The 18,359-nt window shown below is 46.4% G+C and carries 15 protein-coding genes and 1 riboswitch; of the genes, 4 read left to right on the forward strand and 11 right to left on the reverse strand.

Translation table 11 applies throughout. The features are described 5' to 3' along the window. Window positions 1-17 precede the first annotated feature (17 nt). Window positions 18-1,862 carry a hypothetical protein gene (locus KE627_RS04840; RefSeq protein WP_056939193.1) on the forward strand — a complete coding sequence of 615 codons (1,845 nt, stop codon included), beginning with the start codon at window positions 18-20 and terminating at the stop codon, window positions 1,860-1,862. Between the two features lie 60 nt (window positions 1,863-1,922). Here KE627_RS04840 and KE627_RS04845 read toward each other — a convergent pair whose 3' ends face one another. Then, on the reverse strand, window positions 1,923-3,413 hold the full coding sequence (locus KE627_RS04845) for an MFS transporter (protein ID WP_013727091.1): 1,491 nt from the start codon (window positions 3,411-3,413) through the stop codon (window positions 1,923-1,925). A gap of 171 nt (window positions 3,414-3,584) precedes the next feature. On the opposite strand from KE627_RS04845, the gene KE627_RS04850 reads away from it, so the two are divergent. Next, window positions 3,585-4,193, forward strand: a complete 609-nt coding sequence (locus KE627_RS04850; protein ID WP_013727090.1) for a sugar O-acetyltransferase — start codon at window positions 3,585-3,587, stop codon at window positions 4,191-4,193. Window positions 4,194-4,271: 78 nt separating this feature from the next. Here KE627_RS04850 and KE627_RS04855 read toward each other — a convergent pair whose 3' ends face one another. Further along, on the reverse strand, window positions 4,272-6,497 hold the full coding sequence (locus KE627_RS04855; protein ID WP_056939192.1) for an alpha-galactosidase: 2,226 nt from the start codon (window positions 6,495-6,497) through the stop codon (window positions 4,272-4,274). Window positions 6,498-6,530: 33 nt separating this feature from the next. Further along, on the reverse strand, window positions 6,531-8,501 hold the full coding sequence (locus KE627_RS04860) for a sugar MFS transporter (RefSeq protein ID WP_211772872.1): 1,971 nt from the start codon (window positions 8,499-8,501) through the stop codon (window positions 6,531-6,533). A gap of 213 nt (window positions 8,502-8,714) precedes the next feature. Here KE627_RS04860 and KE627_RS04865 point away from each other — a divergent pair, with 213 nt between their 5' ends. Together KE627_RS04865 and KE627_RS04870 are read left to right on the forward strand one after the other, a co-directional pair. Continuing rightward, a complete protein-coding gene (locus KE627_RS04865) occupies window positions 8,715-9,644 on the forward strand; it encodes an IS30-like element ISLpl1 family transposase (RefSeq protein ID WP_146971951.1) in 930 nt (309 codons plus the stop codon). A 71-nt stretch (window positions 9,645-9,715) separates the two neighbouring features. Continuing rightward, window positions 9,716-10,729, forward strand: a complete 1,014-nt coding sequence (locus KE627_RS04870) for a LacI family DNA-binding transcriptional regulator (protein WP_013727087.1) — start codon at window positions 9,716-9,718, stop codon at window positions 10,727-10,729. On the opposite strand, the gene thiW is transcribed toward KE627_RS04870, so the two are convergent. From thiW to KE627_RS04910, 8 genes are all read right to left on the reverse strand, one after another. After that, window positions 10,716-11,246, reverse strand: coding sequence for an energy coupling factor transporter S component ThiW (thiW, locus tag KE627_RS04875; protein WP_013727086.1), 531 nt, complete (start codon window positions 11,244-11,246; stop codon window positions 10,716-10,718). The genes KE627_RS04870 and thiW overlap by 14 nt on opposite strands. Window positions 11,247-11,284: 38 nt before the next feature. Next, window positions 11,285-11,384, reverse strand: a riboswitch (TPP riboswitch). A gap of 66 nt (window positions 11,385-11,450) precedes the next feature. Then, window positions 11,451-12,323, reverse strand: coding sequence for a shikimate dehydrogenase (gene aroE, locus KE627_RS04880; RefSeq protein WP_013727085.1), 873 nt, complete (start codon window positions 12,321-12,323; stop codon window positions 11,451-11,453). 1 nt (window position 12,324) lies between these two features. After that, the gene (locus tag KE627_RS04885; protein WP_013727084.1) at window positions 12,325-12,846 is read right to left on the reverse strand and encodes a shikimate kinase; all 522 of its coding nucleotides are present in this window, start codon (window positions 12,844-12,846) and stop codon (window positions 12,325-12,327) included. An 11-nt stretch (window positions 12,847-12,857) separates the two neighbouring features. After that, window positions 12,858-13,709: a prephenate dehydrogenase gene (locus KE627_RS04890; RefSeq protein ID WP_056939191.1), complete on the reverse strand. Its 852-nt coding sequence runs from the start codon at window positions 13,707-13,709 to the stop codon at window positions 12,858-12,860. Between the two features lie 6 nt (window positions 13,710-13,715). Beyond that, complete coding sequence (aroA, locus tag KE627_RS04895) at window positions 13,716-15,032, reverse strand: 3-phosphoshikimate 1-carboxyvinyltransferase (RefSeq protein ID WP_056939190.1); 1,317 nt, start codon at window positions 15,030-15,032, stop codon at window positions 13,716-13,718. Window positions 15,033-15,041: 9 nt separating this feature from the next. Then, window positions 15,042-16,211 carry a chorismate synthase gene (gene aroC / locus KE627_RS04900; protein WP_013727081.1) on the reverse strand — a complete coding sequence of 390 codons (1,170 nt, stop codon included), beginning with the start codon at window positions 16,209-16,211 and terminating at the stop codon, window positions 15,042-15,044. Continuing rightward, the gene (locus tag KE627_RS04905; protein ID WP_013727080.1) at window positions 16,208-16,528 is read right to left on the reverse strand and encodes a chorismate mutase; all 321 of its coding nucleotides are present in this window, start codon (window positions 16,526-16,528) and stop codon (window positions 16,208-16,210) included. The genes aroC and KE627_RS04905 overlap by 4 nt, the downstream gene beginning before the upstream one ends. Before the next feature lie 349 nt (window positions 16,529-16,877). Further along, complete coding sequence (locus KE627_RS04910) at window positions 16,878-18,143, reverse strand: metal-dependent hydrolase family protein (RefSeq protein ID WP_013727079.1); 1,266 nt, start codon at window positions 18,141-18,143, stop codon at window positions 16,878-16,880. Between the last annotated feature and the right edge of the window lie 216 nt (window positions 18,144-18,359).

The raw sequence follows: 18,359 nt of genomic DNA on the forward strand, positions 1-18,359 counted from the left end.
TTGAAGGGAGAAATTTCATGCTTAGTTATTTTGCACTCATCACCCTGGTTAAGCTGTCAGGTTTGTTAATTCCATTTATCTGGCTGCTGGTTATCGCAGACCGCCGGGGTCGAACGTACGGAACACTAGCCATTGTGCTATTGTTCATCGTCAGTTACATTAACACCTACTTCAACCTGCCGGATCTTGCGTATCCGTCTTTGATCGATGGTTGGTTGATGTGGTTCATCTTCGGAATGATTGTTGTCGCTGCGCTCCGCCGCTTTCTGTATTCACCACACGCTGCTGTTGCTCGAACAGCGGAAGCCGGCGATGGGATCGTTGGCCAAATTGTTCAGCGATTCACCGGCGCATTTGGCTGGTTGGGTAAAATCGCCATGGTCGCCGTTCTTGCCGTGATCGTCCTCATCATCCTAGGCAGTATTACATCCCTGGTCACCAAGATGAATCCACGACCAGCCGTTCAATCAATCCAAACGGATATGAACGATGACACCAAGAACGCGCCAATGCCCGTGATCAAAAACAGTGCCGAAACGCCTGTAGTGAACGCACCACAAACGATTTCGACCGATATGAATAACTCATTGAATAGTTTTAAGAACTCCAACGTTTATGATTTGAATCACATGCGGGTTCAGATTTATAAGGGCAAGATGATTTATGTTGCCCCTGTCGAATTCTCCGGTGGCTTCTGGCGTTATCTTCATTACTTGAAAGTGCCTGGTTACTTTAGAACCAACGCCACCGACAAGAATGCCGATCCAAAATTTGTTGCCAAGCCGATGAAGTACACGCCAAGTGCCTACTTCAACAATGATGCCGACCGGCGGATCAGCGCCCACAGTTTGGGCTACTCAATGGTTGGTGCAACGGCTCAATTGGAAATTGACGATAACGGCACGCCTTACTATGTCAGAACACTTGCCAAACCAATTTCATACTTGAACCGAAACTATGACTTTAAACACTATAAAGTCGCTGTTCTGAACACGATTACCGGTAAAGTGAAAGTCTACTCACCTAAGCAGGTGCCGAAGTTCGTTGATATTGCGGTCACCCCTGAATTTGTCAGTCAGGAAGTCTCAATGTTTGGCCGTTATCGGCACGGCTTCTGGAACGCAACCAGCTTTGGAGGCCACAGTGGCGTTATGAAGCCAACCACTGCCGGAACTGAAGGCGGCGACAAGTTGACGCCTTACGCTTACAAAGGCCGTGTCTATTACTTCACCGGTATGACCAGTGTCAACGAACACCAGAGTTCAATTCTTGGATATACTTTCGTTGATGCACGGACCAACACCCTGCACTATTATCGTGAGCATGGCAATGTTATGACGCCTGAACGGGCAATCTCTTATGCCCAACAGGATATCAACCCCCAGAATTACCGCGGGACATTACCGTTACTGTACCGAATCAATGGGGACCCCACTTGGGTTGTCTCCATGCTTGATCGGGATAATAACTCATTTATGAAATACGTTTATCTATTGGCGGATGGTAACAACCAAAGTGGCACTTACGCAATTGGCGACGATGCCCAAAGCACCTTGGCAATCTTCGAACAACGAGTCGAGGCAAAGACCGGGGTTGCAGCATCGGTTCCAGCCGGTAAGACCGTGAGCGGGACCATCAACCGAGTTGTTCGAACGGATAACAGTTTACTGTTCATTTTGAAGAACAACAATCAAGTTTATAAGATTGATACCAGCGCCAAGAACTTCAACCCATTGCTGCAGTTCATTGCGGAAGGCGATCGGGTCAGCTTCAAGGCCGAAACGGTTACCGGCAATAGTTTGGCAACCGCAAATGTTTCACTATCAACCTTTAAAGATACATCATTAACTGCTAAGAAATAGTCACAATAAAAAAGTCTTCATCGAAAACCAGTTTTCAAATTGGTTTTTGATGGAGACTTTTTATGATGCTTTGGCAGCCCGTTTAACAACTTTATCATGTTCCAATTTCTGTGCCCAAATGTTAATAAGCAGAGAAATAATCATCAAAATCAACGACAGCCACATAATATTGTGAAGGCCATTATACAAAATCATTCTCATTTGCGGCAGTAAGTGCTGCGGCAAGGAACCGCTACTGGAGGCATCGCTTAATTCGTTCATCATTTTCATGGTAATCGAACCGCCAGCCTTACTGACACCATCACGTAAGGCATTGTTCATAATGATTCCAAAAATTGAAGCCGTGAATGTCTGACTGAGCATCCGAATCAAGAAACTAAACGAAGTCGCAATCGGGATATCCGTCGGGTTGGCATCTTGCTGGACTTTAACTTGGAGTTCATTAAAGCAGGCTCCGTTCCCGAATCCTTCAAAGGCGCCGGCAATCAATAGCACCCAATAAGGCGTTTGAACGCCAGAGATGACCATGATGATAAAGGAAATCATTAACATGACGATCCCCATGGCAATTACCCGTTGTGGCGACAAAAAGTTCCGGATGGGGGCAACGACCTCTGACCCGATAAAATCGGTAAAGGCACCGGGAATTTGCGTGGCACCACCAATCAGGGCAGGGGTTGCCAACAACCCTTGCGCCCACATTGGACTATAAATCAGGAAGGCAATAAACGCTCCCCAGATTAATGTGAACAGAACAAAGTCAATCATCAACGGCAGGTTCTTGAATAATCGACTTGGGATAATCGGATCGTCGACATTCTCTTCCAAAATCCCCATGACAATCAGGACAATAATGGAAAATCCAATCACGGCCAGCACCAAAATCAAGTTGGCATTGCCGATCATTTCAATTCCGGCAAGCAAACCCACCAATCCAATAGTCATCATAATGGCTCCCCGGTAGTCAACTGCTTGGGTCTGGCGAGTTTCATGACTGACTTTGTAATAGATTTGGACCAAGGCAATTGAGATCAGGCCAATCGGCACGTTCAGATAAAAGACCCAGTGCCAACTAAATGTATCAACGATATAACCACCCACTAGTGGGCCGATAATCGTGGCCATGCTATAACTAGCAGAAACAAATCCCAACACCTGCATTCGTTTGCGGGGATTCTTGTACATTCTGGCATAGATAATGTATGGCAGCGAAACCGTTCCCCCATTACCAATTCCCATCAAGGTTCGGGCGAGAATCAAGAAGACAATATTTGGCGCCATCCCTTGTAGAAATGAGCCAACCACAAATAAGGTGGCTGCTAACTGGTAGCTGCGCTTGTTGCCGATGTGTTCCCCCAATTTACTCCATAAAGGTGTACTGACCGCGGTTCCCAACAGGAAAACGGCGACGATCCACCCCATTAATTCAATTCCGTGGAGATCGGATATAATTGCTGGTAAAGCAGTATTGATGGTTGTGTTGTCCAGTCCACTCATTGCGTTTGACAGCAACAGTGCACAAGTCACAATCATGATATCGCGTTTAGACAAGATATTCTCCTCTTTCTTATAAAAGTCACTCTTTCTATACTACAACTTTTATACCAGAATAAGAAAGTAAGAATTTCAAAACCGCCGAACTGTACAAAAATATCTTCGACACTTCTCCCCTGTTGGATCGCCAAAAATGATAAGCTTGAGTCATCAAAGGAGGGTTCCACCATGAATAATCTCGAGCGAAAAGCCAAACATCTGCTGTATCACCCGGACGTTCCGGAATTAATGGATCGACAACAGGAATACCTGGAGAAATTGTATTCATTTAACATGACATCCCCAAAAGAAACCGACAAACGCAATCAGTTGCTGACTGAAATGTGCGCGGAAGTCGGCGAAAACTGCTACATTGAACCGCCCATGCACGCTAACTGGGGCGCTCACCATCTTCATTTAGGCAATGATGTGTACATCAATTTCAACTTAACCTTGGTGGACGATGATGACATCACCATTGGCAATCACTGTATGATCGGCCCCAACGTGGTAATGAGCACTGCTGGGCATCCGGTCCTGCCGATTCTGAGGAAAAACGGTTACCAATATAATTTCCCAATCACCATAAAAGATAACGTCTGGATCGGCTCCGGTGTCCAAATCTTACCAGGAGTCACCATTGGCAGCAATACCGTCATCGGTGCCGGCAGCGTGGTGACCAAAGATATTCCCGATAATGTTGTCGCATATGGTAATCCTTGTCGGGTGGCCCGATCGATTAACGATCATGATAAGGAATATTACTTCAAGTCGCATAAGTTGGATGTCTGGGAGTAGCCTTAAAAACATAAAAATGCCAGTTAGAAACTGATGATCATCAGTTTTCTAACTGGCATTTTTGGTTATTTTAATTGATTATTTGACGGCATCAATGACAAACAGCTTTGAATTAAAGTCAGCCGACTGATCAGTTCCGTGCGTTTCATGGAGAATGTCACTTACAAACAATCCAGCGTTCATCAACTCATCGCCGTAGAACTGTTCGCTACCACCATTAACGGTGTACTTGGTGTCAGGGTCGAGCCCTTTAAGGTACAAGCGGATGTAACCGGTGTTTGGTCGATTCAAAATTTGATAACGCGCAGCGATTGCGTGCTTTTGATCATCGCTGACGACTTCCCAGCTCATGACGTTACCGCCATTGGCAAATGGGTTATCGATTCGATAGAATTTCCCAAACTGGAAGAGTTGGCGATGTTCCTTGTAGAAGGCAGTCTGTTCTTTGACCTGTTGTTGTTCTTCCGGAGACATCTTGGTAATATCCAGTTCATAGCCAAAATCACCGAAGTAAGCAACATTGGCACGGGTCTTCAAAGAAGTGATCCGGCCGACTTGATCATTTGGCACGGCTGAGACATGGGCACCCATCATCGTTTGCGGGTAACCATAAGATGTGCCAAATTGAATCAGCATCCGCTCAACTGCATCGGTGTCATCGCTGGTCCAAGCTTGAGGAGCATAGTACATCATCCCCAAGTCGAAGCGACCGCCACCAGACGAGCAGGATTCGAACAGGACATCCGGATAAGCTTTGACCAAGCGGTCATAGAGCTGATAAACACCGAGAATGTATCGGTGCGGCACTTCTAATTGGTCGTCAGCACTGAGCTGACTGCTGTAAGTCTCGGTAATGTTGCGATTCATATCCCATTTGATGTAATCCAGCTTGGTCATCTCAATGATCTTGCTCATGGCATCGAAGAGATAGTCGACAACTTCGGACCGGGTCATATCGAGCACGAACTGCTGACGCTCAGGTGAAGCGTGGCGTCCGGGGGCGTTGATTAACCAATCTGGATGTTGCTTATACAACTCACTATCAATTGAAATCATTTCTGGTTCGAACCACAGGCCAAACTTCAATCCCAAGTCATGAATCTTTTGGGTAAACGTCCCAAACCCGCTCGGGAACTTCGGCTCGTTGACAAACCAATCACCCAATGAGCTGTCGTCATTGTTTCGGTGACCAAACCAGCCGTCATCCAAGACAAACATTTCCAGTCCCAGCTTCTTGGCGGTGGTCGCGAAGCTTAACAACTTGTCTTCATCAAAGTCCATAAAGGTGGCTTCCCAATTATTAATCAACGTTGGCCGCTGCTCGTGGGCAAATCGTGGGTTAACCAGGTGATCTTGGTAGAAGGCGCCCATTTGCTGGCTTAACTGGTTCATTCCAGCATCCGTGTAACTGAGAACAGCTTCGGGAGTCTGGAATTTGTCGCCCGGCTTGAGATTCCAAGCGAATTCTTCTGGGTTAATCCCCACAAGAACCCGGCTGGCATCATACTGATCAACTTGAACCTGGTCGGAAAAGTTCCCGGAATAAATCAGATTAAAACCAAAGACTGAACCCTGTGCATCATCAGTATTCGGACGTGCCAGCATCACAAAGGGATTTTGTTGATGACTGGAAGTACCGCGGAGGCTGCCAACACTTTGAACACCGGAGCGTAAGTGCGTTCGAATCATATGACGTTCGCGGGCCCAGGCACCAGAGAACTGAATGAAATCGTAGTCGGCATCTGGTAAATCAAGCTGGGCGCTGGCTGCCGAATTCAACCTGAGCTTTTCATTACCCTGGTTCTGGAACTCTGCGCTGCGGACGATGACATCTTGATGGGGAAAAATCGTGTAGTTCAAATGCATCACTAATCCCAACAATTTGTCCCGTAATGCAATCGTCAAAGTCTGGGCGTCGTCATCCATATCATCAAATGCCGATGGCAGCCCGGCCAAGCGTTGTTTACCGTCCACCAACTCGTAACTCTCATACTTAAATTCAGTAATGCGGCTGCCATTTGCTTGCGCAACTTGGTAGGCTGGGTAACGGAAATCACCCTTCCCCAAGCTGGCATATTCTTGTTTAAGGACCTGCGGCTGCACGTCCTTATGGTCAAGTCGCCAAACAGCGGCGGCATTATGCCACTCTCTGGTTATCAAATTATCGTATGAAGGCTTTGAGTGAACCCGTTTGCCATAATAGATCTGGCCGAGTTCACCATTTTCCATCATGTGAAAAATGTAGCTGGTATGGTCCGTCTGTAAATGAAACAGCAGATTCTGATCTTCAATTCTAATTGCCACGTTTATCAATCCCTTTTCAGTTTTTGTTAAGCGTTACTTCTGATCACTATCGTCTGATGATTCTTCAGGTTTGGACAATGTCAGTAAATCATCACCGTGGTTAACATCCCCGGACTCAACTGTGTAGTTGAAGTCTTTGATATCTTTCCAGTTATTGATAACCACCATAACTGTGTCATCATAGCCGGCCTTCTTAATTGCTGGGTCCCAGAATTCAAGCAATTCTTGGCCTTCAGTAACGTGCTGACCCTTTTGAACGTATTGAACAAATCCGGTTCCACGCATTTCAACGGTGCCGATTCCAATATGAATCAGTGTCAGGATACCGTTATCTGAACGAAGTCCGATGGCATGACGGGTTGGGAAGGTTGCTTCAACCGTTCCGTCAAATGGTGCAAAGACCTTACCATCAGATGGTTTGATAGCAAATCCTTTACCCATGTTCCCAGAGGCAAAGTTTTGATCGGACACATCTGAAAGGGCAATCATTGTTCCGCTAATCGGCGCTTTATAGGTCGTATCTTTGGCAACTTCTTTAACGATGTCGGCCATTGATTCCTCTCCGTTAGTTTCCAAATGCTCGTTCCAAGTCTTTTCAAGTTCATCAACAATCTTGGCATGTTCTTTTTCATCCAAGGTGACTTTCTTGAAGAAGATGAAGGTTCCACTCAAAATCAGTAAGGCAGGAATACCGAACATGAACAGCTTGAAAATAATTTGTCCATGAGTTGTAATGTCGCTGGCAGTCGCACCAGCAGTCATTCCTGCAAGAACGGCAGCAATCCCAACAACCCAGTTGGAAAGAGCCCCACCTAATTTATCAAGCAGTGGACGAACAGCTAAGGTTAATGATTCATCACGGTGTCCAAATTTTAACTGACCATATTCAACTGAATCACTCAAGATCATCAAAACAACCAAGAAAATCAGTGGTTGTGGAATACAGAAGAGAATTGCGGCGAGCAGAACCAGTGGTAATGATGTGCCGGCAAATGTGAATAAGATGATTGAAACGATCATAATGCTAATAGATAGGAAGAAAACGTTCCGACGGCTGTATTTCTGTGCCAACGGTGGGAACAGTAACACTGAAATAATTCCGATTACCATGTTCAATGAAGCCAACACAGAGAATTCGCCTGGTTTACCCATGATATAAGTGAAGTAGTAAAGTTCAAGTGAGTTGGTAATGGCAATTCCTGAGGTGTACAGACCATAAGTCAATGATAACCACATTAACTGGTCGTTACGGGCTAACACTTTGAACACATCACGCATCCGGGTCTTTTCAGCATTTTTACGCAGTAATGAATCGTTTTCCTTAGTTCCCATGGCAACAACAACAGCTGACAGCCAGGAAATCAGGCCAATGATGGCACCAAACATGAACCAGCCTCGCAGGTCACCTTGACCATGGTTGGCATTGATTGAGAAGAACACAACCAGCGGCATTACGATAACCCCAACAATGTTGGCACCAATGTTGGAACCGACCCGGGCAAACGTTGCCGTTTTTTCACGTTCTGCAGAATCAAATGAGATCGCTGGAATCATTGACCAGAAACCAACGTCTTTAAATGAATAGAAGATATCCATGGTGATGTACAAAACACCAAAGATTAACAGGTACAACAATGGGTTGGATTGGTTCAAACCACCCATATTAGTGAATAAAATAGCTAATGTAATGGAACCAACCGTCCCACCAGCGAGGATCCAAGGTTTAAAATGGCCCCACTTGGTTTCGGTATTATCAATGGTGTTTCCAATAAATGGATCAATGGCTAATTCAACAAAACGTAACAGTGAAATAATCGTGGTGATCCAAAAGATCATTCGATCATTTTGTCCGCCCGCACTTTTATCGAACAAGTGAGAGGTGACAAACATAATAAAGTAGGTCGACAGCGTTGCGTAGAACATATCATGACCGAACGCACCAAATGAGTACGATAATCGAGATGTGATTCTACGACCAGTAGTAATGTTGGTATTACTTGCCATAAATTAATCCCCCATAAAAATAAATTTTAAAAAATAATTGCTATCTAGAATGTAAACGTTTACAGTTAAATTGTCAATAAATTTTATTAAAACAAACCAAAGATTTATTAAAACGGTAGATTGTAAAATTAATCCGAACGCTGTTCGGGCAAAAAAGATCAGCTTCCTTTAAAATGGTGTTTACCACAAACCCATCTTTTAGGAGCTGATCTTTTGTCTAGTATAACCTATTCCGAACGAATTAAAATCGAAACCTTTTGTGAACTAGGGCTGTCCAATATCCAAATGGGCGTTCGGCTGAACCGATCACCGTCAACAATTTCTTATGAATTATCTCGATGTCAACCTTATCAGGCTGAATTAGCACAAACAGATGCCGAATACAAGCGATCACGATGTGGTCGGAAAACTAAGCTGAGCGATGAGTTAAAGCAAAAAATTCTCAACCATTTACGTCTAAGCTGGTCACCAGGAATGATTGCTCACGAATTTAAACTAGCTACTAAATCTATTTATAATTGGCTAAATCAGGGGAGAATTGATTTCTCCTTGAATGATCTACCTGAACATGGCGTACGCCAACGGCGTAACGTTGACCAACGATCCAAATATAATCAATCTTTGGGGCGATCAATTGAACAGCGTCCCATGATGATTAATCAACGTAATCGCATCGGCGATTTTGAACTAGATACAGTCGTTGGTCCTCGTGGGCATAGTAAGGCAGTTTTATTAACTTTAATCGATCGCAAATCACGGTTCCTTTGGGCATACCGGTTAAAAGATCGGACGACAGCGACTGTTAATGAAGCACTAACTAAGTTCCTAACCACTTTTAATGGTCCGGTGCACAGCTTTACTGTGGACCGTGGCACTGAGTTTAGTGGGCTAGTATCACTTGAATCACAATATGGTATTAAGACCTATTACTGCCATGCTTATACGCCAGCTGAGCGCGGCAGTAATGAACGATTTAATCGGAACTTACGCTATTTTTATCCTAAGGGGACTTATTTTGAGCACATTAGTGCTCAAGGCTTGAAAACCACCTTACTCGAAATTAATCAGAGACCACTTAAAATACTTGACTGGCAAACACCTTATCAGGTCATGCTGACCAATTTGTCAAAAAATTCGGATTAAATTTGCAATCTACCAAACATTTAATTGTGTTTAACTAGAGGTAATACAATTCAATTGAGGAGTGAAGATGGATGGCGACAATCAAAGACATTTCCCGACTGGCGCAGGTCTCACCCGGGACCGTCTCGCGCGCGCTGAGTCCGGATAAAAGCGAATATGTGGCAAAAGAAACGCGCGACAAAGTGAGAGAAGTTGCTGATAAGCTGGGTTATAAATACTCCCTAGCCCCCAAACCGGACAAAAATCAGTTGAACTTTGCGCTGATCACTACCCTCAGTCTGAAAGAAGAAACGCGCGATGAATACTGGCGGTTTGTCCGCAGAGGGGTCTATGAAGCTGCTAAATCTCAGAATATCAGTATCAAGCGGGTGGTCAGGTTGGATGAAGGCGTTGAGCCAAACGATTTTGCGGCTTACGATGCCGTCATCGTCGTTGGCAGTCTTTCCAAATCCGCCATCAACGCCATTAAATCATTTAATCCCAACGTCGTTCTGGTTGATGGCGGAAGTGATGTCGATGACGTTGTCGATACGGTTGATACGAATTTAGCTCAGCTAACGGATAAAGCCTTGAACGAAATGACACCGCATGCCCAAACAATTGGTTTTATCGGCGGTTCCCGTCATGAAGTGAATTTGGACGGCAGCCAGGGTCGTATCATTGATGACGCACGGACCCTCACCTATAAAACATGGTGTTCGATCAACCATCATCAGCCAATCGTTAAATTGACGGACTGGACTACCAAGCAATCAATGGATGCCACTGATGACCTGCTGAATGAATATGGCAATCAACTCGACGGCCTGCTGGTCGCTTCCGACCCACTCTCAATTGGGGTGATGAAGGGCTTAGCCAAACACCACGTGGTTCCTGGAAAAAACGTCAAAATCATCAGTTTTGATGACTTGGAATTCGCTTCGTACCTGACACCATCGCTCACCAGCATTTGGCTGCCCAAAGTTGAATTGGGGTACGCAGCAGTCCTGCACGCCGAGACCCTCGTCAAGTTCCCACGGGATTGGCACGTCAGAAATATCATCCCTGGCAAATTCCACTACCGGGAAACGTTTAATCCCGATTAGTCTTGCGTCCGATCCCCAATTTGTCCTGTTGAGGTACAATGATCCGTTTCCAAATACTCTTGAGAATGATATAGCCGAAGATAACACCGACCAAGGCACTCAAGAAGAAACTGGGAATGAACAGATAAATCGCACCGGTGGTTCCCATCATCCAACTGGCAATCGGATAAGCAACGATTGCACCAATGATGCCAGTGCCGATCAATTCACCAAATGCCGCAATAATCAGTCGATTGGTTTTCTGGAAAAGCCAGCCGACACAGAACGCACCGATCATACTGCCTGGAAATGCCAGGATAGTTCCGGTTCCCAATAAATTACGAATTAATGAAGTGATAAATGCCTGGGTGACTGCCCACCATGGGCCAACCAGGACACCGGAAATCAAATTGATCAAATGCTGCATCGGGGCCACTTTGGCAACGCCGACAGTGAACTCAAACATACTGCCGCCGACCACGCCGATCGCAGATAGAATCGCCGTTAGCACCATTTTATAAGTCATATTTCTGTGCATAAAAAGCCTCCTTTCGTTAGATAACAAAAGGAGGCTTTTGGCTTCTTTTAACACTTCCCTACGCTGGCGCAAACCAGATCAGGTTCGAAGGGTCCGAAGATGTTCCGTCTCAGCCGATTGGCTCTCCTAATGTTATCTGATATTTAATTTCGACACTTCATTAAGTATAACCGAAAACAGAATGCTTGTCGGTCATTTAGCCCCTTAATTCTTCGACCGTTGTAAGCCGGCCTGATGAACGGCTTCGATCACTGGGGTAATCGGCATTCGCTGTCCTGTCCACTCCAAAAAGGAACCGGCGGCTTGATTCACCAGCATCCCAATCCCATTATATGTACGACTCCCGCGTTGCTTGGCTGCATGGATGAACGGCGTTTCGAGTGGAAAGTAAATGGCGTCGGACACAATGTGTTGCGGTGTCAAATGGTTCATCACGGACTGACTAACTGGCAGCGATTGATCGCCGGCCATCCCAACGTTGGTCGCATTGGCAATAATTTGGCTTTCATCAAACGCTTCGGCAATCAGCCCTTCATCCTCATAAGGCAGGACAGTGACGACATCCGACCACCCTTCCAACTGTTCTTTTCTGGCTTCAAAAAGATCGTTGGTCCGTTTAAATACATAAACTTGCTTCGCCCCTGCGTCGACGGCAGCGGAAATAATCGCCCGCCCGGCACCACCGGCACCTAAAACGGTCACGACCTTTTCATCGATGGTCATATCATCCTGCTTGAGAGCATCTACCCAGCCTTGCCCATCGGTACTGTCACCAATCAGTCGACCATCGCGGTTAATGACCGTATTAACGGCAGATAGGCGCTCAGCTCGTGGGGTAATTTCGTCAAGCAATGGCAAAACGTCGGTCTTCAGCGGCATTGATAAATTAAAACCGCCAATGTGCATCGCCCGCATCGCCGCCAAGCTGTCGGCGAGCCCGGCAGACGTCACGTCAAAGGCCAAATAGATCCCGTTGATCCCTGTCACTTGGAAGCTGGTATTGTGAATCAACGGCGACAAGCTGTGAGCAGCCGGATGGGCTAATAAGCCAAATAATTTTGTGTGTCCATCGATCATTTTAATTCCTCCCAAACGACATCTTCAAAATGCCCTCTTGGTTAATGACGTCAACGACTTCAAGGGGCGCCAAATCATCGGTGGCGATTCGAAAATCACTCACCTGTTGGTATAAAGTGTCCCGTTGACCTTTCAAATCCACCAGTCCATCCAGCCCGAGCTGTTGAGCTAACGGCCGGTCGGTATCATTCTTCAATCGGTCAATGATTGTTTCCGGCATCACATCAAGAAGCACGACTGGGACATCACTGGCCTTTAACAACTCAAAGTTGGCAGCTTGAATCGGCGTGCCGCCACCAGTTCCCAAGATCCCATCATCTGCCAAAGACGCTTTCAAAGCATCATGTTCCAGCTGCCGAAATGCCGGCTCACCGTCATCAGCAAAAATCTGTTTAATTGACTTGCCGGCCGTTTCCACGATGACATCGTCCAGATCGTGATATGGCAAGCCGAGTTTCTGTGCCAATAAGTTGCCGACGGTGGTTTTGCCGCTTCCCATAAATCCAACCAATATGAGTTTCATAGGCTTTCTCCTTAATCGTCCAAGGACTTTCTAATTTTTTGTGCTTTGGCGAAAGCGGCATAAATCGCAGCTTCGTCTTGGTCTTGAATGGCTTGTTCAAAATGACTTAATGCGGTTTGAAAAGTGGCCAATTCCTGCGCAATTACTTGGGAATTGCTCATCATAATCGCCGTCCACATTTTTGGATCCGACGCAGCAATTCGGGTCGTACTCTTGAAGCCGCCGGCAGCCGCTTTTAAGCCCACTGGATCATGGGCCAAGCCGTCCGCGACGCTGTTAACCAGGGTTGCCGCAACCACATGAGGCAGATGGCTCAGTTCGCTAACCAGTTTGTCATGGGTTTCCGCTGTTATCTCCGTCCAATCAACATTTGCCGAATCCAGCAGCTGTTCAAAGTCGCGAAGTTGCTGTTTGGTTTGTGAACCGGTTACCAGGAAGTATTTTGAACCGTTAAATAAATCAGTTGAGCCATTCCGGCTACCGGTCAAATGTGAACCAGCCATGGGATGGCCACCGAGAAAAGCAACTCCCTTATGTGTCAGGCGCTTGGCTTCTGTCATAATCGACTGCTTGGTACTGCCGACATCTGTCACCAAGACCTGCTCCTTTAATTTTAATTGGGCCAACTCATCAATCTGCCTCAAAATAACCGATACCGGACCCGCTAGAATAATCAAGTCTGCTTGTGGGGCTGCCTGAGCGAAGTCAGCCCGCTGATCGATTATTTGATGATCCAACAAAAACTGGGCGGAATTGTCATCCGGGTCACTGCCGATGATCTCAACAGTTGCATCCCCAGCCTTGATAATTCGGGCAATTGAGCTGCCAATCAGCCCCAGCCCACTAATCAAAACTGTTGTCATCAGCACTCACCTCGCAATTAAAGTTGCCAAATCGTCAAAGAACTCCGGATAAGAAATGTTAATGCTGTCTGCACCGGTGAGAGTTAACGGCTGATCAACCAACAGCGCTGCCACTGCCATCACCATGCCAATCCGGTGATCCCCATGACTGTCTAATTTCGAATCCAAAACCTGCCATGGTTTTCTGCCGTCAATGATGAAGCCGTCATCGAGTTCTTGAATATCAATTCCCAGCTTCCGGAATTCAGTGACGATGGCTGAAATCCGGTCGGTTTCTTTGACCCGCAGCTCCCCGGCACCAGTAATTTTACTGATCCCGTTGGCCTTGGCTGCCAGTAACGCGACTAATGGCAACTCATCAATGACTGCTGGAATTTCATCCGCCCCAATTTCGATTGGTTTTAACTCGGCAGCTTCCACCGTCAAATCCGCTGTCGGTTCGCCCGTACTTTGTTCGTTTGATAGGCTGATCCTGCCGCCCATTCGCTTCAAAATCGAATATAGACCGGTTCTGGTGTCGTTCATGCCAACATTTCTCAAGGTGACTTTGGAACCTGGCACTAAGCTGGCGGCAACCATGAAGAACGCTGCCGACGACATGTCACCAGGAACATTCAGGGTAATCCCTTTCATGTGGGGTTCAGGATGGACGGTAATCGTCACGTCATCCGATTCAGTTTCAATCTCAGCCCCAAATGCCCGCAGCATCTTTTCCGTGTGATTTCTGGTCGGCTGCTTCTCAACCAGAATCGAGACCCCATCGGCTTGCAAAGCCGCCAAAATGAGGGCACTTTTGACCTGGGCACTGGCCACTTTCAGATGATAGTCGACACCGTGTAATTGTTCCCCGTTAATCACAGCAGGAAGATGGCCATCGGTCACTTCGATGTTGGCACCCATCTCTGCCAAAGGTTCACTCACCCGTCGCATCGGCCGCTTGGATAACGAAGCGTCACCGGTTAATTCACTTGGAAAGTTTTGACCGGCAAGCAGCCCCATGATCAACCGAGTGGTGGTACCGGAATTGCCCATATCAAGTGGTTGTTCCGCCTGGTGGAGTCCGTGGAGACCAACGCCTTGAATCGTGACTGTGTCCCCATCTCGGGTGATCGGCACACCAAGTTGTTGAAACGCCTTAAGCGTGGAGAGGCAGTCTTCTGCGGTTAGAAAGTGGTGCAAAATCGTTGTCCCTTCACTAATGGCGCCAAACATGATGCCTCGATGGGAAATACTCTTGTCGCCGGGAACGGCCAATTCACCGTGAAGGCCGTTTTGGAGACTTCCTTGGAGCTGTTTAGTTGATTGCGTTTTAACTTTTTCCATAGAAACCTCCTAGAATTTTTTCAGTTCATCGCGATATTGGTCAAGCTGTTCTTGTAGTCGTTGTAAATTGTCACCATCAAACTTGTCGGTGAGTGCCTTGGCCAACTCAATGGCAACCACACTTTCGATGACGATTGATGCTGGAACAATTGCCGTTGTGTCCGATCGCTCCACATTGGCTTTCTTAACCTCTTTGGTCTGGATGTCAACACTTTGCAATGGTTTGTACAAAGTTGGGATTGGCTTCATTGCCGCTTTAACGATAATTGGCATTCCGTTAGTCATCCCGCCTTCAAAGCCACCGAGATGATCGGTATTCCTGAAGAATCCTTGGTCCTGATTCCAATCAATTTCATCCATCACTTGACTGCCGAAGCTGGTTGCAGCTTTGAAACCATCGCCGATTTCAACGCCTTTCATGGCATTGACGCCCATCACGGCAGCAGCCAACTTGCCATCCAATTTGGTATCCCAGCTGATGTAACTGCCCAGTCCAGCCGGCACGTTGGTGGCAACCACGCGGATAATGCCACCCAGGGTGTCACCGTCACGTTTAGTTTGGTCAATCAGATCATGAATCGGGCTAACCTTGGACTGGTCAATGATTCGCAAGTCGTTTTGACTAATTTCTGCTTCAATTTTAGCCACATTAAGTTCAGGATTTTCATCGGTGGAAATTTGGCCAATCTGTTCAACATAACCAACAATATTAATGCCCAACTGTTGTAAAAGTTGCTTGCAAACAGCACCGATTGCCACCCGGATTGCCGTTTCCCGAGCTGACGAGCGCTCCAAGACGTTTCGCAGATCCTCATGCCGATATTTCATCCCGCCAACCAAATCAGCGTGGCCTGGCCGAGGACGTTCAACCTTTCTTAAGGTGTTCTCGGGCGTTTCGGGACTAATTGGATCCATGATTTGACTCCAATGGGCATGGTCGCGATTGTTGACTACTAGTGCAATCGGCGAACCAAGGGTAATCCCGTGGCGAACCCCGCCGGTAATGGTGACTTCATCATGTTCAATTTTTTGGCGATTGCCGCGACCGTAGCCGCCTTGGCGTTTCTTGAGTTGGTCGTTGATCGCACCAACGTCCAAATGCAGCCCCGAAGGAATGCCTTCAATGATACCGGTCAATTGTGGGCCGTGAGATTCTCCAGCTGTTAAGTAATTCATCATTTAGTCTCCTTTTGCATTAATTCATGTTGGTAATCACGTGAGTTTTTCAAAATTTCTTGGAATATCTTTTGCAGATACTTGCGGGTGCCAGGATCCGAATCCAGCTGTGCAACCTGATTGAGGACCTCTCTTTCACGGTCGCCATCGAGCACTGGCAGTTGGGAATTTTCCTTGATCTGTCCAATCAACGCCGACGTTTGGAATCGCTGCTTCAGCAGGTCAACAATGCCTTGATCTAATTGGTTGATTTGCTCGCGGGCAGCTTGAATTGCCTGGTTGTCACTCTCAGTTGCTGTTTCAATTTTATTTGTCATCATTAACACCCCTAATTGCCATTAAAAAAACCAGCTAGATATGGTATCCAGCTGGTTTACTAAATTCGTAAAGAATGATAACTCACCCAGCCAGACTATTACGTCTAGTGGGCTCAACAAAGCATTGACTCTGCACCACTTGGACGCGAACGCTCAAATTTGCGCCCGCCCCGAAGCGGACACTACTTAAAGTAGGCATAGTCAAAATAATAGGCTGAAGTTTCAGTGAATTGCTTTGTCATGGTTATCAATTCCTCTCGTAAAAGTTGTATTAATTAAAACATATTAGAAATTATTCGTCAACCCTAATCATTCACTCATTTGATTTTAATTCCAGAAGATGCTGCCACTTTTAAATAGCAGCACTGACTTTACTTGGAGCAGATTGTCGCTCAGCAGCAGTGGCAACAGCCTGTTCGTGGACACGGGTACCGTTTTGATAGACGTCTTTGTCGTGTTGAATGACACTAATATCATTAATGGGATTTTCTGCCATAGAAATAAAATCGGCGTAGTTGCCGGCAACAATTTGGCCGTACTCATCGTCAACGTGCATGGCTCTGGCACAATTGATGGTGGCCGAATCGATTGCTTGAGCAGGGGTCATGCCCGCCTTCTCAACATATAATTCCATCTCGTAGGCACTTTCATTTCTAAAGCCATTGTATGGTGTCCCGGCATCAGTGCCCATTGCGATTGGAATCCCGGACTGAACAGCTTTGGTGATGCTGGCAAAATGCTTCTTGATGTTGACAATCACCTTTTCGCGAGCCCAATCAGGAACCGTGTCTTTCCCATATTTGTAGATGGCGTACATCGCGTTCATGGTTGGAACCACCACCGTGCCGTGTTCTTTCATCATTGCGATCGTCTCATCATCGATATCAAATGCGTGCTCGACGGTATCAAACCCGGCTGCAACTGCCTCTTTAACACCCGCGTTCCCTTGGGCATGAGCTGCAGCAGTCTTCCCCTTGTGGTGGGCTTCGACCACTGCTGTTCTGGCCTCTTCAGGCGTGAACTGAATATCATCAGGCGTTTCCCCATTTTTAAGGACGCCACCAGTCACCATCATTTTAATGTTGTCGACACCATTCTTCATGGCCTGGCGAACGCCTTTACGAACCTCGTCAACGCCGTCAACTTCATAACCCCCACCGGATCCATGGCCGCCGGTAATTGAAAATGCCTTGCCGGATGTCATCACCTTTGGCCCTCTGATCCAACCTTTTTCCTGCATTTTCTTGACTTCGATATCAATGTCAAAAGCCGCACCAACATTTCTAATGTAAGTAATCCCGTGATCGATTGCATCGGCCATGTTTCTCACGGCAAACATCGTATTAAATTCCCGTGAATCGGAATGGCGCTGTTCTTTGCCATCGTTCCACCAATAGGTTGGAATACTGGTGATATGGGTATGAGCGTTCATGATTCCCGGCATCACGTACCTGCCGTGCATATCGGAAACTTCATCGACAACTTGGTTTGTGGAACTGCCATTGCCAACTTCAACAATCTTGCCGGTATCCGTATCGACGACCATGTGTTGGTTAGCGATAAAGTTCTGCTTCTCATGGTTGTAAATTGCGACATTCGTATAATTGATTTTTGTCATAATAAATCTTCCTTTCGATGTAAAATGCTTGGTTGCAGACTAACTGAGATGGAACATCTTTAGATTTCGTTAACTGGTATGCCATGGCAACCACCTCCTTAAGTGGGATTTTCTTTTTGAATCAAAACTGAATTTACTTTTCGACAGTGTAGTTTGGTTACACAAATGGAAGTTTGCGATCAAGTGCACTGGCTTGGAACTTAGTATTCTGTCACC

This window comes from Lentilactobacillus buchneri (assembly GCF_018314255.1).
Lineage (GTDB): Bacteria > Bacillota > Bacilli > Lactobacillales > Lactobacillaceae > Lentilactobacillus > Lentilactobacillus buchneri.